At 72.9% G+C, this 15,462-nt stretch carries 15 protein-coding genes; 4 read left to right on the top strand and 11 right to left on the bottom strand.

Features of this window, described 5'->3' with window-relative positions; translation table 11 throughout:
• Window positions 1-21: 21 nt before the first annotated feature.
• The 3 genes from RUR_RS33575 to RUR_RS33565 are packed head-to-tail and all read left to right on the top strand — an operon-like array spanning window position 22 to window position 4,515.
• Window positions 22-1,881, top strand: coding sequence for an FAD-dependent monooxygenase (locus tag RUR_RS33575; protein ID WP_283139252.1), 1,860 nt, complete (start codon window positions 22-24; stop codon window positions 1,879-1,881).
• Window position 1,882: 1 nt separating this feature from the next.
• Window positions 1,883-3,208, top strand: a complete 1,326-nt coding sequence (locus RUR_RS33570) for an FAD-binding oxidoreductase (protein WP_283139251.1) — start codon at window positions 1,883-1,885, stop codon at window positions 3,206-3,208.
• Entirely contained in the window at window positions 3,205-4,515 is a 1,311-nt protein-coding gene (locus RUR_RS33565) for a (Fe-S)-binding protein (protein ID WP_283139250.1), read from the top strand. Before RUR_RS33570 ends, RUR_RS33565 begins: the two co-directional genes overlap by 4 nt.
• On the opposite strand, the gene RUR_RS33560 is transcribed toward RUR_RS33565, so the two are convergent.
• Genes RUR_RS33560 through RUR_RS33550 form a run of 3 tightly spaced genes read right to left on the bottom strand, consistent with a single transcriptional unit; the run spans window position 4,461 to window position 7,541 of the window.
• Window positions 4,461-5,645 carry a sensor histidine kinase gene (locus RUR_RS33560; RefSeq protein WP_283139249.1) on the bottom strand — a complete coding sequence of 395 codons (1,185 nt, stop codon included), beginning with the start codon at window positions 5,643-5,645 and terminating at the stop codon, window positions 4,461-4,463. The genes RUR_RS33565 and RUR_RS33560 overlap by 55 nt on opposite strands.
• Window positions 5,642-6,292 (bottom strand): response regulator, encoded by a 651-nt coding sequence (locus RUR_RS33555; protein ID WP_283139248.1) that lies wholly within the window; start codon window positions 6,290-6,292, stop codon window positions 5,642-5,644. Before RUR_RS33555 ends, RUR_RS33560 begins: the two co-directional genes overlap by 4 nt.
• Window positions 6,264-7,541, bottom strand: coding sequence for a DUF418 domain-containing protein (locus RUR_RS33550; protein ID WP_283139247.1), 1,278 nt, complete (start codon window positions 7,539-7,541; stop codon window positions 6,264-6,266). Before RUR_RS33550 ends, RUR_RS33555 begins: the two co-directional genes overlap by 29 nt.
• Window positions 7,542-7,691: 150 nt before the next feature.
• On the opposite strand from RUR_RS33550, the gene RUR_RS33545 reads away from it, so the two are divergent.
• Entirely contained in the window at window positions 7,692-7,820 is a 129-nt protein-coding gene (locus tag RUR_RS33545; protein ID WP_283139246.1) for a hypothetical protein, read from the top strand.
• Between the two features lie 7 nt (window positions 7,821-7,827).
• Here the strand turns inward: RUR_RS33545 and RUR_RS33540 are convergent, their stop codons facing one another.
• The 8 genes from RUR_RS33540 to RUR_RS33505 all read right to left on the bottom strand — a co-directional run bounded on the left by RUR_RS33540 (window position 7,828) and on the right by RUR_RS33505 (window position 15,455).
• Window positions 7,828-9,402 carry an FAD-linked oxidase C-terminal domain-containing protein gene (locus RUR_RS33540; protein WP_283139245.1) on the bottom strand — a complete coding sequence of 525 codons (1,575 nt, stop codon included), beginning with the start codon at window positions 9,400-9,402 and terminating at the stop codon, window positions 7,828-7,830.
• A 393-nt stretch (window positions 9,403-9,795) separates the two neighbouring features.
• Window positions 9,796-10,548: a maleate cis-trans isomerase family protein gene (locus RUR_RS33535; protein WP_283139244.1), complete on the bottom strand. Its 753-nt coding sequence runs from the start codon at window positions 10,546-10,548 to the stop codon at window positions 9,796-9,798.
• Complete coding sequence (locus tag RUR_RS33530) at window positions 10,545-11,144, bottom strand: GNAT family N-acetyltransferase (RefSeq protein ID WP_283139243.1); 600 nt, start codon at window positions 11,142-11,144, stop codon at window positions 10,545-10,547. Before RUR_RS33530 ends, RUR_RS33535 begins: the two co-directional genes overlap by 4 nt.
• Before the next feature lie 139 nt (window positions 11,145-11,283).
• Window positions 11,284-11,682 (bottom strand): Zn-ribbon domain-containing OB-fold protein, encoded by a 399-nt coding sequence (locus RUR_RS33525; protein WP_283139242.1) that lies wholly within the window; start codon window positions 11,680-11,682, stop codon window positions 11,284-11,286.
• Between the two features lie 11 nt (window positions 11,683-11,693).
• A complete protein-coding gene (locus RUR_RS33520; protein WP_283139241.1) occupies window positions 11,694-12,854 on the bottom strand; it encodes an acetyl-CoA acetyltransferase in 1,161 nt (386 codons plus the stop codon).
• On the bottom strand, window positions 12,851-14,083 hold the full coding sequence (locus tag RUR_RS33515) for a metal-dependent hydrolase family protein (protein ID WP_283139240.1): 1,233 nt from the start codon (window positions 14,081-14,083) through the stop codon (window positions 12,851-12,853). Before RUR_RS33515 ends, RUR_RS33520 begins: the two co-directional genes overlap by 4 nt.
• Window positions 14,080-14,556 (bottom strand): hypothetical protein, encoded by a 477-nt coding sequence (locus RUR_RS33510; protein ID WP_283139239.1) that lies wholly within the window; start codon window positions 14,554-14,556, stop codon window positions 14,080-14,082. Before RUR_RS33510 ends, RUR_RS33515 begins: the two co-directional genes overlap by 4 nt.
• Window positions 14,553-15,455: an SDR family NAD(P)-dependent oxidoreductase gene (locus RUR_RS33505; RefSeq protein WP_283139238.1), complete on the bottom strand. Its 903-nt coding sequence runs from the start codon at window positions 15,453-15,455 to the stop codon at window positions 14,553-14,555. The genes RUR_RS33510 and RUR_RS33505 overlap by 4 nt, the downstream gene beginning before the upstream one ends.
• Between the last annotated feature and the right edge of the window lie 7 nt (window positions 15,456-15,462).

Raw genomic sequence — 15,462 nt, 5'->3', positions numbered from 1 at the left:
GACACATCTCTAAGGAGGGTCATGGGCGACCGCACCCTGGTCTGCCTGGGCGGCGGCCCGGCCGGTCTCTTTCTGGCCAGGCTGCTGCGCCGGGCCGACCCCTCGTGGCAGGTCACCGTCTACGAGCGCGACGCCCCCGGCGCGACCTTCGGATTCGGGATCGGCCTCGCCGACAAGACCCTGGAGTCGCTGGCCCGGCTCGATCCGGACACCCGGCGACGCATCACCGAGGCCGGGGTGGTCGGCGACGGGATCCACCTGCGCCACCGGGGAACCGCCCTGCGCTGGGGCCCGCGAGGGGGCACCGCCATCGCCCGCGCCGCACTCCTGAACATCCTCCGCGAGCAGGCCCTGGAGGCGGGGGCCGTCCTGCGCCACGGTACGGCCGTGGAGCCGGGAGCCGTCCCCGCCGCCGACGTCGTCGTCGCCGCCGACGGGGCCAACAGCGCCACCCGGGCGGCGCTCAGCCGCGAGCTCGGTGTGGAAGAGGGGCTCGGCCGGGCCAAGTACATCTGGCTCGGCGCCGAGCTCGACCTCCCCGGCATGACGTTCAGCTTCGTCTCCGACGAGAACGGCTCCTGGGCGGCCCACGCCTACCCGTACGCACCGGGGATGGCCACCTTCCTGGTCGAGACCGACGAACGCACCTGGCGTCGGGCCGGGCTCGACCGGCCGGGCGCGCCGCTCAGCCCCGACGGCACCGACCTGCGCAGCAAGGAGTACCTGGAACGGCTGTTCGCCGCGGACCTCGACGGGCGCCCGCTCCTCGGCAACAGGTCCAGGTGGGCCAACTTCCGAAACGTCCGCTGCGCCACGTGGAGCAGCGGCAACACCGTCCTCGTCGGCGACGCCGCCCACACCGCGCACTTCTCCATCGGATCCGGCACCACACTCGCCATGGAGGACGCGGTCAGCCTCGCCCGCTGCCTCGCCGAGCACCCCGAGCCGGCGGTGGCGTTCGACCGCTACGAGGCCGAACGGCGACCTGCCGTGGAACACCTGCAGTCCAGGGCGATGGCCAGCCAGATCTGGTGGGAGACCTTCGACCGCCGGATGGACCGCGACCCCAGCCAGATCGCCTTCCAATGGCTCACCCGCACCGGGGCGCTCTCCTACGACCGGCTCCGCGCCGCCGACCCACGCCTGGCCCGTGAGATCGAGAACTGGTTCGCCGACGCCACCGCCGCCCAGAGCCGGCTCACCCTGGACGCCGGGGCCGATCCGATCTGCACCCCGGTGCGCGTCGCCGGAACCGCGCTGCCGACCAGGGTCGTCGTCACCCGGCCGCCCAGCCACTCAGACGTCGAGGCGCGCAGGGAACGCGACCTGGCGCTCTTCGGCGGGCTCGCACTCGCCGGGGCCGGGCTGGTCGTCGCCGACCTGACCGCCGTCCCGGCCGACCCGCCGGACTGGACGGAGCTCGCCGGCCTCGCCGACTTCATCGCCGCCCACAGCCACGCCGTCCCCGGGGTCCGCCTCACCCCGGATCCCGTCCAGGCCAAGGCGGCCGCCGAGGCCGGATTCGGCTACCTGGAGTTCGCCGGCGGCGCGCTCGCCGACCTGGCGTCGGCCGTCGGCTCGGTCGGCGCACCGCTGCGCGCCGCGACGCTGATCGCCGACCCGGCGTCGGCCCTGACCGGGGGACGCATGCTGCGCGACGCGGGGGCCGACGTCGTCCGCCTGGTCCACGAGGGCGGGCGGGCACCCGACCTGGCGCTCTACGCGCTGGCCGAGGAGGTGCGCGCGGAAACCGGCCTGGCCGTCCTCGTCGGCGACGGATCGGCCCGCACCGAGCAGCTGCGCACCGCGGTCGTGGCCGGGCAGGCCGACCTCACCGAATGCTGGCCCGTCGTCCCCGCCGGCTCCCGGAACCCGTCCTGACGTGGAGATCCACGGCCTGTACGACGTTCCCGACACCGTCCTCGCCGAGGGGGCGCCGCCCCGCGCGCACCCCGCGACGGTGCCCGCGCTCGCCCGCCTGCTCCGGCTGGCCGCCGGACACGACGCCACCGTGGCCGTCGTCGGCGCCGGCACCTCGATCTCGGGAGCCGAGCCGTGGCTCGACGCCGATCTGGTGGTGGCGACCGGGCGCCTGGACGCCCTGCTCTCCTACGATCCGGGGGAACTCGTGGTGAAGGCCCAGGCCGGGATGCCCTTCGCCAGGCTCCGCCGGATCCTCGCCGACCACGGGCAGCGGCTCGCGCTGGACCCCGAGGACGAACGGGGCACCCTCGGCGGCCTCGTCGCGTCGGACGCCTCCGGGCCGCTCCGGCTCCGCCACGGCACGGTGCGCGATCAGCTGCTCGGGGTGACCGTCGTCCTCGCCGACGGCCGGATCGCCCACGCCGGCGGGAACGTCGTCAAGAACGTCGCCGGATACGACCTGGGCAAGCTCTACACCGGAAGCCTTGGCACGCTGGGGATCCTCGCCGAGCTCACCTTCCGCACGGCCCCGCTGCCGCCCGCGGCCCGGTGGATGTCCGTCCCCTGCGACCTCACGGCCGGTTCCGCCTTCGCCCAAGCGGTGGACGAGGCCGCGCTGGAACCCGCCGCCGCCCAGTGGCACGGTCACACCGGACCCGGCCCAGGCGAGCTGAAGCTGCTGTTCGAGGGTGAGCCGGACGCCGTGGAAGCGGTCCTCCGCGACGCCGTCCGCCTGCTTGGCCCGGCCGCCCGGGTCCACGGCGCAGAGCCCGGTACGGCCGATGCGGCGCCGTCAGGCCGTACGGAACCCGAAGTCGGTGTTGTCTCGGATGGATTGTTCGGTACGGCGGCAGCGGGCGGTCACCCGGCGCCGGTTACGGCCGATGCGGCGCCGTCAGGCCGTACCGCAGGCGAAGGCCCCGTCAGGCTGCGGCTCACCGCGCCGCCCTCGCGCCTGCCCGCACTGGTGCACGCGGTCACGGCGGAATGCGCCCGCGAAGGCATGCCGGGGTGGATCGAGGCGTCGGTCGGCGTCGGCGTCGCGACCCTCTCGTTGCCCCCGGACGCACCGCCCGCCGGCTGGAGGCGGGCCCTCGACCGGGCCAGGGAGGCCGCCCGGACACACCGGGGAAACGTGGTGGTGCGGACCGGGCCCGGGACGACCGTGCCCGACGCCGACCTGTGGGGACCGCCGCCGCAGGCCGTCGACCTCATGCGCGCCGTCAAGAATCAGTTCGACCCCCGGCGCCGGCTCAACCGGCATCGATTCCTGGAGGGCCTATGACCGATCGGCCGGACCCCGGCGACGACCTGCGAGGCCTGCTCGCCGACTGCGTGCACTGCGGGTTCTGCCTGTCCGCCTGCCCGACATACCTGCTCGACGCGGCCGAGCCGGATTCGCCGAGGGGACGGATCCAGCTGATCGGGCAGATCGCCGACGCGGGTACGGTGACCCCGGTGCAGGCCGCCCACCTGGACAACTGCCTGGGCTGTCTCGCCTGCATGCCGGCCTGCCCGTCGGGGGTCCGCTACGACAGGCTGATCGAGCACGCCCGGGAACAGGTCGAGGAAGGTCATTCGCGGAGTCGACGGGAGCGCATTCTGCGTGGATTCGTCTTCGCGCTCTTTCCTCACCCGGCCCGGCTGAGACTGATCCGCCCGGCGCTCTGGGTTTACCAGCGCTTCCTGGCCAGGTTGGTCTCCCGGCTGCTCCCGGGCGTCCTGCGCGACATGGCGGCGCTCGCTCCCGAGGTGCGGAATCTGAGGAGCGGCTCCCTGCCCGCGCTCACCCCGCCGACCGGGCCCCGGCGAGCCGTGGTCGGCCTGGTCACCGGCTGCGTCCAGCGGGTCTTCTTCCCCGAGGTGAACCGGGCCACCGCCCAGGTGCTTGCGGCCGAGGGATGTGAGGTGCGGGTGCCCCGCGCCCAGGGCTGCTGCGGTGCGCTCAGCGCCCACGCCGGACGCACCGAGGAGGCCAGGCGGTTCGCCCGCGGGCTGATCGAGGCGTTCGAGGATTCCGGGGCCGACATCGTCGTGGTCAACGCCGCGGGCTGCGGCGCGACGGTCAAGGACTACGGGCACCTGCTCGCCGACGACCCCGAGTGGGCCGATCGGGCCACCCGATTCGCGGCGAAGGTACGGGACGCCACCGAGTGGCTGGCCGAGCTCGGGCCCGGCGCGGCGAAACGCCCCGTCGAGCTGAACGTCGCCTACCAGGATGCCTGCCACCTCAGAAACGGGCAGGGGATCGTGGGCCAGCCCAGGACCCTGCTGAACGCCGTACCCGGTCTTGAGCTGCGTGAAGTCGCCGAGCCCGGGGTGTGTTGCGGCTCCGCCGGGATCTACAACCTGCTCCAGCCGGACACCGCGGCCCGCCTGGGGGATCGCAAGGCGGAGCAGGTTCGCGCCACCGGGGCGGACGTGCTGGCCACCGCCAACCCCGGCTGCGCCATGCAGATCCGCCAGGCCCTCCGCCGGTCCGGATCGGATATCCCGGTCATGCACGTCATGGAGGTTCTCGCGCTCGGCCTGGCGGATCAGCCGGACGCCGAGGGGCCCTTCTCGGCGGGCAGACGGAGCAGTAGCCGATAGCCCCCGTCCGGGAGGGGACCGTACTCGATGCTCCCGCCGAGGAGCTCGGCCCGTTCCCGGAGCCCGATCAGGCCGTGCCGGGCGCTGGGCAGCGGAAGCGTGGCCCTGGTCGGCGGGCCGTTCGTCACCGTGGTGCGGATGCCATCGCCTTCCCGGCGGATCCGGACGGCCGCGGACGCGCCGTCGGCGTGTTTGCGGACGTTGGTCAGCGACTCCTGGACGACCCGGTAGATCGCCCGCTGGACGGGAGGACGCGGCTGCTCCCCGGGGAGATCGACCTCCAGGGCGACCTCGATGCCGCACGCCTTGACCAGCCGGTCCAGGTCGGCCAGGCCCGGCTGCGGGGTGAGCTCGGCCGGCTGTCCCGTCGCCGTGCGCAACACGGTGACCATGTGCCGGAGCTCGTCGAGGGTGTCCACACTGAGCCCGCGGATGGTCACCGCGGCCTCCCTGACCTCGGGGTCGGCCGTGGCCACCTGAAGCACCCCGGCGCGTACGGCGATCAGGCTCACCTGGTGGGCGACGACGTCGTGCATCTCCCGGGCGAGCCGGGTCCGTTCGCGGACCAGCACCGTCTGGGCGGTGAGGAACCGCTCGTGCTCGCGTGCCGCGGAGAGTTCGGCGAGCCGCAGGGACAGGTCCCCGCGCACCTGGGTGAGCCGGCCGATGAGGATGGGCGCGGCGGCGAGCGACGCGGCGGAGATCAAGTGGATGAGGACTTCGCCCAGGGCGTTTCCGACCAGGAGGCCCTGGGGCCACGGAGCGAGAAAGACCGCGGTGAACATCAGGGTTTCGCCCGGGGCGTTTCCGACCAGGAGGCCCTCGGGCCACGGAGCGAGGAAGACCGCGGTGAACATCAGGCCGCAGGCGTAGACGACCAGCCGGTTGCGGACGATTGCGGCGATGGTGAAGAGGGCGACCTGTGCGGCGATCGGGGCGCTCGACAGCAGTGAGGGGAGGCAGAGGAGGAAGACCGGCAGCGGCCACCGCCGCCGGACGGTGAGCGCGAGACAGGCGAGGGCACCCAGTGCCATCTCCCGCGGCCCCCGTACGCCGGCCAGCAGGTCTGCGGCGCTCACAGCGATCAAGAGCCCGTCGACCAGTGGGGCGGGGAGACGGCGGGGGCTCATCGCCGGTTCCGCAGCAGCCCGGCGCGCTCGGCGATGAGGGCGGCCTGCACCCGGCTGCCCACCTCAAGCTTGGTGAGGATCGCGCTGACGTGGTCTTTGACCGTACCCACACCAAGGTGCATGCGCGCGCCGATGTCGGGGTTGGACAGCCCGTCCGCGAGCAGGACCAGCACGTCCCGCTCGCGTTCGGTGAGCCGGGAGACCGCGTCGTCCGCCCGGTCGGCACCGCTTCCGGCCGGGTGGTCGCCGACCACGGCACAGGTCACCCCGGGGGAGAGCACGACCCCTCCTCCCGCCAGGGTCCGCACCACGTGCGGGAGCTGCTCGGGGTCGGTGTCCTTCAGCAGGAAGCCCGAGGCGCCCGAACGCAGCGCGGTCATCACGTACTCGTCGGCGTCGAAGGTCGTCAGGATCGCCACCACCGGAGGGCGGGGAAGCAGACGGATCCGCTTGAGGATCGTGAGACCGTCCACGTCGGGCATCCGGATGTCCAGGAGCACCACGTCCGGCTCGTGATCGTTCACCGCGTCCAGCGCCGCCGTTCCGGTCACCGCCCCGACCACGTCGATGTCGTCGGCGGTGTTGAGAATGTAGCGGAACCCCGAACGGATGAGGGCCTCATCGTCGACCACCAGTACTCGGATCACCGTCCGACGCTACAAGTTCAACCGGCTGAACGGTTTTGGTTCGGCCGGCGAGGAGCCGGTGCATCACGAGTTCCAGCGGTCCCCGTTCGAACCACCGCAGCCACAGCAGGGCGAGGGCGACGAGCAATGCGCTGAGTACGGCCCAGGCCAGCGGGTCGGCCCATTGCCCCAGCGGCTCCAGCCACGGCCGCAGATCGAGCCCCCACCGCTCCAGGGCCACACTCGCCAGGACGTTCTGCCCGACGTAGCAGGAGAGCGCGGTTCTGCCCACCGCGGTCAGCCCGCGCCGCACCGGGCCGTTCACCGGGCGCCGCAGGCAGAATCCGGCCACCGCGGCCAGGAGGCCGAAGGCGAGGAAAGGCGCCACCAGGTAGCGGGAGTCCGGCAGATGGGGGATGGCGGTGTAGTCGGCGAGCAGGCGCAGCGGCACGCCCACCCCGAAGCCGACCACCATGAGCCGGAACCGGATCCGCCTGCCCCGCTCGGTGTCGACCAGGACATTGGCCCGGACCAGCATGGCCCCGGCGAGGAAGAGCGCGATGCCGAGAAACAGGATGTAGACGAACTCCATCCGGTTGAGCGGGAGGTTGGCCGGGTCGATGCGGTGCAGGACCTGGTCCAGGTACCCCGGGGAAGCCCCCGTGGGCAGGTACCCGGAAGCCTGCGAGGGCAGGAAATCCACGGAACCCTCCGTGGACGCTTGGGAGGTGCTTGTCACCGCGAACAGGGGGCCCGCGTTGAAGTAGGTGACGGCGACGTGGGCGATGGCCGCACCGATCATCACGGCCCTGATCACCCATGCACGGTGTCGCAGCGTGAACGCGACGATCAGTGAGACGATCGCGTAGAACATGAGCACGTCGTAGGCGAAGACCAGGACGAAGTGCACCGCGCCTTCCACGAAGAGCAGGGCGGCGCGGCGGATGTACCGCCCGGGCCAGGCCAGGCCCCGCCGTACCGCCGACTGCCGCTGGATCTCCACCCCCACCCCGAACATGATGGTCAGCAGGGCGAGGAAGACCCCGTTGACCAGGGTTGTCATCACGCTGCGCACGTCGAGGGCGAGCAGGAGCGCCTCGTCCCCCGGCACGGCCTGACCCTGAATGACCGTCCCGATGATCCCGGTGGACATGCCGAACAACGAGATGTTGGAAGCGAGGGTGCCGAGGATGGCGATTCCGCGCAGGACGTCGAGTGAGGGGATGCGGGTCTGGCCGGAGGCGGGCGCTTCCCGGAGGTCTGCGGACATGGCGCAAGCCTTCCGCGGGCGCGCGTGTCCCGGCACCCGTCGACCGGTGGTGGTTGACCGGCCGATCGGGGGGCCGCATCCGCCGGTCGGCGGGCGCCGAGTGACCGGGTCGCGGCCCGGTACGTTCGGGCCTGCACGGCGAAGGGCGGGATGCTGGTGGTGACCGTCAAGAGCGTCCATGTGGTCGACGCCGCGGGCAAGGTCACCGGATCGGTCGACGTCGATCTGGCCAAGGCCGTGGAGTCCGGTGAGGTCCTGCTCGGCCTAATCCGTTGGTAGGAGACTCTTAGAAGAGCTCGGCCAGCCCGGCTGCTTGGAGAGGGTGGACGCCGTTTCGGCGGCCAGGGCGTTCGCCGCAGAGCCGGGGGGTGGGGAAGAGTTTCCCCGGGTTGGCGAGACCGGCCGGGTCGAAGGCACAACGGAGCAGCTGCATGACGTCGAGGTCGTCGCGGGTGAACTGATGCGCGAGATAGGCACGCTTCTCGATGCCTACGCCGTGCTCGCCGGTGATGGAGCCGCCGAGGTCCAGACAGGTGGTGAGAATCCGGCCGGCGAGACGTTCCGCCGTCTCTCCGGCGCCGGGGATCGCGCCGTCGAACAGCACCAGAGGGTGCAGGTTGCCGTCTCCGGCGTGGAAGACGTTGGCGACCCGGAGCCCGGCCTCCCGCGCGAGGACCTCGATCCGGGCGAGCGCCTCGGGGAGCACGGTACGGGGCACCACCCCGTCCTGGACGTAGTAGTCGGGGCTGATCCGGCCCACCGCCGCGAACGCGGATTTGCGCCCCCGCCACAGCGCGGCCCGGTCCTGCTCGTCCTTGGCCCGGCGCAAGCCGAAGCCGTGGTGCCGTAGGCAGAACTCCTCCACGCGGGCGAGGGCGTGGGTGACCTCGGCGCGGGTGCCGTCGAGCTCGACGAGGAGCACGGCTCCCGCCTCTGCGGGGTATCCGCATCCGACGGCGGCTTCGGCGGCCTCGACGGCGAGGGCGTCCATGAGTTCGGCGGCGGCCGGGACGATGCCTGCGGCGATCACGGCCGAGACGGTGGCCGCGGCCGAGCCGATGTCGGGGAAGCCCGCGAGCAGGGTCTCCACGACTTGGGCCCGGCGGGTGAGCCGCAACGTGATCTCGGTGGCGATGCCGAGGGTGCCCTCCGAGCCGATGAACGCCCCGAGCAGGTCGTAGCCGAGCGGGTCGGGTGCCTCTCCGCCGAGTTCGACGATCTCTCCGGTGGGCAGGACCACGGTGGCGGCGAGGACGTGGTTCACGGTGAAGCCGTGTTTGAGGCAGTGCGCCCCGCCGGAGTTCTCCGCCACGTTGCCGCCCACGGTGCAGACGATCTGGCTGGAGGGGTCGGGGGCGAAGTAGAGGCCGTGCCCGGCCACGGCGGCGGTGACGTCGGCGTTGACCACTCCCGGCTGGACCACGGCGATCTTGTTCACCGGGTCGACATGCAGGATCCGGCGCATCCGGGTGAGCGCGATCACCACGCCGTCGGCGACCGGGAGGGCTCCGCCGGACAGCCCGGTGCCCGCACCGCGGGCGACGAACGGGACGTCGGCCGCCACGCAGGCCCGGACGACCACACTCACCTGCTCGGTGGTCTCGGGCAGCACCACGAGTCCCGGGGTCACCCGGATGTGGCTGAGCCCATCGCAGTCGTAGGTGCGGAGCCGCTCGGGGTCGGTCAGGATCGCGTCGTCCGGCAGGACCCCGGCGAGCACGGCGGCCACCCGCGCCACCCCGCCGGACCCCGGCTGATCGGGAGCAGCCGGTATGGCCGTCCGGCCGCGATCTCCATGGCCGAAATCCGCACCTGGAGTGGCTGGGTCCGCCGACCCGGAGACGTCCGCGTGGTCTGTCATGGAATCACCGTCCTGGTCACGGGAGCTGAGCCGAACCCGTTCGGCCGTGCGGGAGCAGCCGGTACGGCCGAACGGCGGTATCCGCTGCAATGGGGTGTGCGGCTGGGCCTGGTCATGGATACGGGGCCTCGCCGGGCACGGTCCTGGAAGCGCGCGGAGTGAGTGGCAGGCTACCCATCGGTGCGGGAGCCGCCGATGCGGCCGTACCCATGGCGGTACGGCCTGATGGCGACGTCCGCCGGAGCCCGGGGAGCGGGTGGTTTATGCCGCCGTCGGCCGTACACAGGGCCGGAGAGCGGCGTTTCCGAACCCCGGGACGTGCTGAAGGGGGCGCCGATGCGGCCGTACACCGTGGTTCCGGGGTGGTACGACCGTACGGCGGCGTTCGATGGGTCATCGGGGTCCGGCGAGGAGGGCTCCGGCGCCGGGGACGACCGGGTCCAGGCCGAGGGCGGTCAGCACGGTGTGCACGGTGGCGGTCGCCGCGGTGAGCACGGGCAGTCCGATCTCGTCCTCCACTTGCTGGACGACCGCCAGGGAGGGCATCTGCACGCAGGCGGACAGGATGAGCGCGTCGCAGCCGGTGAGGTCGAGCCGACGGTAATGGTCGAGCAGGCCGGCCGGGTCGAGGCAGCCGACGGCGAGGTTGTCGGCGACGCCGAGGCTGAGGGCGTCGTGCACGGTGACGCCGTGGCCTTCGATGTAGGCGCGGACCAGCCCGGTCAGCTCCGGCAGGTACGGCGTGACCATGGCGACGGTCCGCGCGCCGAGCACGTCGAGCCCGGCGAGGAGGGCGCCCGCGCTGGAGACGACGGGCGCGGGCCCGCCCGCGGAGGCGGCGACCTCGGCGAGCCGCTTCTCGGATACCTCGTGGTAGCCGGGCCCCTGAGCCATGATCGCCACCAGGCAGGCGTAGGCGTGGACGTCGCAGCGGGCGTCGGCGAGTTCGGCGACACACCGGTCGCTCTCGGCGTCCATCCGGCGGAGCTCGTCGGGCGTGACGTGCTTCATCCGCATCCGGCTGCCGTGCGTGGTGAAGACCTCGCCGGGGTACAGCTCCCGCCGCCGCCTGAGCAGCTCGGGGATCTCGGTCTCCATGGTGGTGTTGGAGCTGGGCACGACGAGGCCCACCCGATATGCGGTCATCGGCCCGCTCCGGGGTTGCGGTGGAGGAACCACAGGTGGGGTCCGCCATCGGGCAGGTCGGCCTCGGCGACGACGTCGAATCCGTTGCGCCGGTAGAAGCGCACGTTGTCCTCCGTGGAGGTCTCGGTGAAGGCGGGGAGTCCCTCCGCGTCGCAGCGGTCGAGCACGGGCCGCAGGACCCGGGTACCGAGCCCGCGGTTCCACCAGTCGGGGTGGGTGCCCATGGAGGCGAGGTACCAGTGGGGTTCGGCGGGCCGATGCGGATCGATGACCTCGGATGCGGCGAGGTGGGCGGGGAGCCGGTCGCCGATCAACTCGGTGAACGTCGCCCCGTGCCGGGCGAGGAAGGACTCGTCGGGGCCGATGACGCCGGGCGGCAGCCAGGAGGCGACGGCGGCGCAGTCGTCGGTGACCCAGACCCCGTCGAAGCTCGCGGCGAACTCGGCCACGAAGAGCGTGTAGAGCCCGCGCAGCCGCTCATGGCGGTTCTCGGCTTGGACGGTCCAGACGGTGTACGGATACTCGGCGAAGGCCCGTGCCATGGTCACAGCCACCTGTGTGGCGTCGCCCGGCTCAAACAGGCGGACGTGCGTCATCGGATACCTCCGAGGAAACCCCCGCCTTCAGGCGGGGGAGGAATCGGATCCCGGCGGAGCAGGGCAGAGGCAGGCGACTCGCCGCAAGGCGAACCGCCGTCCACCGGAAGCAGGACGCTCTTAGGGGAGGGGAGGACGGTCACGGCCGCCTCCTGAAGACGGGGAGCGGCGGGGCGTCCTCGCGGGGGCGCCAGGCCACGTCGACGGCGTCGCCGATCTCGCAGCCGGGGCCGGGTTCACCGTCGGCTCCGACGATGAGGGCGGTCATCCGGGGGCCTTCGGCCAGCTCCACGACGGCGACGGTGTACGGCGGGGCGAGGCCAGGCAGGACTTTCACCTGGACCTCGGTCTTGGAGTAGACGACCCCCGCACCGCTCACGGCGGTCCAGGTGCTCCGATCGTCGTCGCAGCTCAGGCAGAACGGCCTGGGGTAGAACCGGTGGGCGCCGCAGGAGTCGCAGCGCTGGAGCAGCAGCCGCCCTTCACTGGCGCCCGCCCAGAAGGGGGCGGTGACGGCGTCGCCGTACGTCTGGGTCATCTCATCGCTCCTCATCGGGCCAGGACCACCGTGGAGGCGGTCGAGTTGTAGCCGCCGACCCCGTGCGCGACGGCGATCTCGGCGTCGGCCACCTGGCGGTCGCCGGCTTCACCGCGCAGCTGCCGTACCGCCTCCACCAGCAGCAGCGCGCCGAGCGCCCCGGGATGGTTGTAGGACAGGCCGCCGCCGGAGGTCATGGCGGGCAGCGCGCCGCCCGGGGCGAGCCGGCCGCCGGAGACGAACGCACCGGCTTCGCCCTTGGCGCAGAAGCCGAGGTCCTCCAGGGCGAGCAGGACGGTGACGGTGAAGGAGTCGTACGGCTGGAGCACGTCCACGTCGGACGCGGTGATCCCGGCCATGCCGAAGGCCTCCCGGGCGGAGACCGCGCCTGCCGTGACCGTCATGTCGGGCATGCTGGCGATGTGCCAGTGGCTCTGGCTTTCTCCTGCGCCGAGGACCCGCACCGAGGGCTTGCGCGCATCCCGGGCCCGGTCGGCGCTGGTCACCACGACGGCGGCGCCCCCGTCGGTGACCAGGCAGCAGTCGCTGCGCCGGAGCGGGGTGGAGATCATACGGCTGCTCAGCGCCTGGTCGACGGTGAGCGGGTCACGGGACCACGCCTTGGGGTTGAGCCGCGCCCAGGCCCGCGCGGCCACCGCGATCTCGGCGAGCTGCTCGGGCGTGGTGCCGTACTCGTGCATGTGTCGGGCGGCCATCATCGCGTAGTGGCCGATCGGGGCCGGCAGGCCGTACGGCGTCTGGAACTGGGCGGCGAGGCTGTCCAGGTCCACCGCCCCGCCGCCGATGTTGCGGGCCCGGCGGGTCCGCTGGCGGGAGGCGTAGCCGATGAGCGCCACCTCGCAGCGGCCCTCGGCGACGGCGAGCATGGCGTGGTGCACGAACGCCTCGAAGGCCGCGCCGCCGATGTCGGTGGAGTCCAGGTAGCGGGGCGCGGTGACGCCCAGGTACTCGCCGACCTGGACGGTCCCCTCCTCACCCATGTAGTTCACGAAGAGGCCGTCCACGTCGCGGAGCGTCATCCCGGCCTCGGCGAGGGCCTCCCGGGCGGCCAGGGCGAACATGGACAGCTCCGTCTGGTCGTGCACCTCCCCGAGCGCGGTCTCGGCGACGCCGGCGATGTGCACCTCGCGTCCGCCTCCGGTACGGGTCATGGGTTCCTCCGGTTCTCCAGGGTGAGCGGGCCCGCCACCGGGAGGCCGTCCTTGACCACAAGGGCGACCCGGTCCCGCAGGCCGGTCAGATCGGTGAGGTCGCCGGTGAGGGCGACCAGGTCGGCGCGGCGGCCGGGCGCGACGACACCCAGGTCGCCGTCGAGGCCGAGCAGTTTCGCGGCGGCGCCGGTGGCGGCGTGCAGCGCCTGGTGGGCGGTCATGCCCCCGGCGCGCATGAGTTCGAGTTCCTCCAGGTTGCGGCCGTGCGGATAGCCGATGGCGTCCGTCCCCATGGCGACCTGAACCCCGGCGGCGACCGCGCGGCTGAAGGAGTCCCGGTGGGCTTCGACGATCTCGGCCACCTTGCGCCGGGACTCCTCGCTGAACGCCACCCCGGCCGCGGCGGCGTCGAGCACGCTGCGGGGCGCGATCAGGGTGGGCACGAGCACGGTGCCGCGGTCCAGCATGAGGTCGATCAGCTCGTCGTCCAGGTAGATGCCGTGTTCGATCGACCGCGCCCCGGCCAGGATCGCGTTGCGGATGCCCTGGCCGGCCTGGGCGTGCGCCATCACCCCGATCCCCGCGGCGGCGGCCTCGGCGACGGCCGTCTCCAGCTCGGCCGGGGTGAACTGGGCCCGGCGCGGATCGGTGAGCGGGGACATCACCCCGCCGGAGGCGGCCACCTTGATCCAGTCGGCCCCCGCCCGCACCAGCTCGCGGACCCGCCGGCGCATCTCGTCGGGCCCGTCCACCACCGGTTCCGGGTGGCCGGGGCCGGTCGGCAGGAGCGAGGTGCAGCCGCCGGAGGGCAGCCAGGGGTCGGAGTGCCCGCCGGTCTGGCTGAGGATCGTGATGGAGATCCGCAGCCTCGGGCCGCGGGTCACCCCGGTGTCCACGGCGGCCTTCACCCCGAGGTCGGCCCCGCCCGCGTCCCTGACCGTGGTCAGCCCGGTGTCCAGCAGGGCGCCCAGGTTCCGGGCGGTCCGGAAGTACCGGAGCGAGTACGGCGCCGAGATCCTTTCCAGGGTGTCGATGCCGTCGACGGTGACGTGGACGTGGCAGTCGATGAAGCCCGGCAGCAGCGTCATCCCGGACAGGTCGACGTGAACGTCGCCGTCGAGTCCGGAACCGACCTGGACGATCCGGTCACCTTCCACCACCACGTCGGCCCGCTCAGGCGGCCGTCCGGTCCCGTCGAAGACCTCCGCCCCCGAGTAGAGCGTCCTCATCGGGTCTCCTTCCGGAGGTCGGTACGGTCGTCGGCGCGGTCGCTTGCGGAGCAGGCCGTGAGTCTGGGTACGGCCGAGGGCGGGGTGGCCAGGGGTTCGGCGTGCGGGCCTTCGGCCGTACGGACTTCGCGATACGGGGTACGGCCGGGAACGGGTCGCCGGGAATGGGCAGGGTCCGTCACCGTGGTCTGGGCCCGGAGGTGGCGGCCGTGGGCCGTACAGGTGTCGCGGGAGCGGGCACGGCCGGAGGGGTGGCCGCTCACGGAACGGGCTGCGGGTACGGCCAAGGGCGGGAGGACCGTGGTTGTGGCCCGGGATTCGGCGTGCGGGCCTCCGGCCGTACGGACCCCTGGGTTCGGGGTACGGCCGGAGGCGTGGTCGTCGCCGGGGACGGGCACGGACGCCGCTGTGGTGTGTGGGCTTTCGGCCGTACGGTCCGAGTAGGGGCGGGTACGGCGCGGGCGGGCGCTCATGAGGCCGCCTCGCCGAAGAAGTCGGTCAGGCCGGGCGGGACGGTGAGCCGGTCGGGAAGGGTCCGGTCCAGCGCGTCCTGGGTCCATCGGCCGTCGGTGCGGAGCCGGGCGGCGACCCGGGGCATGTCCACGACGAGGATCTCCTCGCCGGAGGCGTGGAAGACCTGGCCGTCGGCGGGGCAGTCGGCCCGGGCCAGCCAGGCGATCAGGGGGGAGACGTTGCCTGGGTCGGCGGCGTCGAATTCGCCGTCCGCCACCTCGGGGACGGCAAGACCTGAGGTGATACGGGTGCGGGCGCCGGGGGAGACCGCGTTGGAGCGTACGCCGTATCGCCCGGCTTCCAGGCTGACGCAGCGGGAGAGCGCGAGCATCGCCATCTTGGCCGAGCCGTAGTTGGCCTGCCCGACGTTCCCGGCGAAGGCGGCCACCGAGGTGGTGTGCACGACGGAGGAGTCGACGATCGGACCGTCCGCCGCCCGCTTCCGCCAGTAGGCGAGGGCGTGCGCGGTGGGCGCGGCGTGGCCTTTGAGGTGGACCCGCAGGACCGCGTCCCATTCGGCCTCGCTCATCCTGGCCAGGGTGCGGTCACGCAGGATGCCCGCGTTGTTGACCAGGACGTGCAGGTCGCCGAAGGCGCCGACGGCGAGGTCGATCAGGGCGGCCGCCCCGGCCCAGTCGGCGACGTCGTGCCCGTCCGCGACGGCCTGCCCGCCCGCGGCCCGGATCTCCTCGACGACCTGGTGGGCGGGGGCGGTGTCGCGGCCTGAGCCGTGCACGTCGCCGCCGAGGTCGTTGACGACGACGGCCGCGCCGAGTTCGGCGAGCAGCAGCGCGTGGGCCCGGCCGAGGCCGCGGCCGGCTCCGGTGACGATCGCGACGCGACCGGCGAGTGGGGGCACGGGGGTT

It is taken from the genome of Rhizohabitans arisaemae, from assembly GCF_025996515.1.
In the GTDB taxonomy this organism is placed as follows: domain Bacteria; phylum Actinomycetota; class Actinomycetes; order Streptosporangiales; family Streptosporangiaceae; genus Rhizohabitans; species Rhizohabitans arisaemae.
The sequence above is the reverse complement of the archived record's forward strand: the minus strand, read 5'-3'. Positions and strand labels throughout refer to the sequence as shown.

What these genes read in the sequence shown, in the direction of transcription:
- RUR_RS33575 (WP_283139252.1), top strand. Translation starts at nt 22, where the DNA reads ATGGGCGACCGCACCCTGGTCTGCCTGGGCGGCGGCCCGGCCGGTCTC.
- RUR_RS33565 (WP_283139250.1), top strand. Translation starts at nt 3,205, where the DNA reads ATGACCGATCGGCCGGACCCCGGCGACGACCTGCGAGGCCTGCTCGCC.
- RUR_RS33560 (WP_283139249.1), bottom strand. Translation starts at nt 5,645, where the DNA reads ATGAGCCCCCGCCGTCTCCCCGCCCCACTGGTCGACGGGCTCTTGATC.
- RUR_RS33550 (WP_283139247.1), bottom strand. Translation starts at nt 7,541, where the DNA reads ATGTCCGCAGACCTCCGGGAAGCGCCCGCCTCCGGCCAGACCCGCATC.
- RUR_RS33545 (WP_283139246.1), top strand. Translation starts at nt 7,692, where the DNA reads ATGCTGGTGGTGACCGTCAAGAGCGTCCATGTGGTCGACGCCGCGGGC.
- RUR_RS33540 (WP_283139245.1), bottom strand. Translation starts at nt 9,402, where the DNA reads ATGACAGACCACGCGGACGTCTCCGGGTCGGCGGACCCAGCCACTCCA.
- RUR_RS33535 (WP_283139244.1), bottom strand. Translation starts at nt 10,548, where the DNA reads ATGACCGCATATCGGGTGGGCCTCGTCGTGCCCAGCTCCAACACCACC.
- RUR_RS33530 (WP_283139243.1), bottom strand. Translation starts at nt 11,144, where the DNA reads ATGACGCACGTCCGCCTGTTTGAGCCGGGCGACGCCACACAGGTGGCT.
- RUR_RS33525 (WP_283139242.1), bottom strand. Translation starts at nt 11,682, where the DNA reads ATGACCCAGACGTACGGCGACGCCGTCACCGCCCCCTTCTGGGCGGGC.
- RUR_RS33520 (WP_283139241.1), bottom strand. Translation starts at nt 12,854, where the DNA reads ATGACCCGTACCGGAGGCGGACGCGAGGTGCACATCGCCGGCGTCGCC.
- RUR_RS33515 (WP_283139240.1), bottom strand. Translation starts at nt 14,083, where the DNA reads ATGAGGACGCTCTACTCGGGGGCGGAGGTCTTCGACGGGACCGGACGG.
- RUR_RS33510 (WP_283139239.1), bottom strand. Translation starts at nt 14,556, where the DNA reads ATGAGCGCCCGCCCGCGCCGTACCCGCCCCTACTCGGACCGTACGGCC.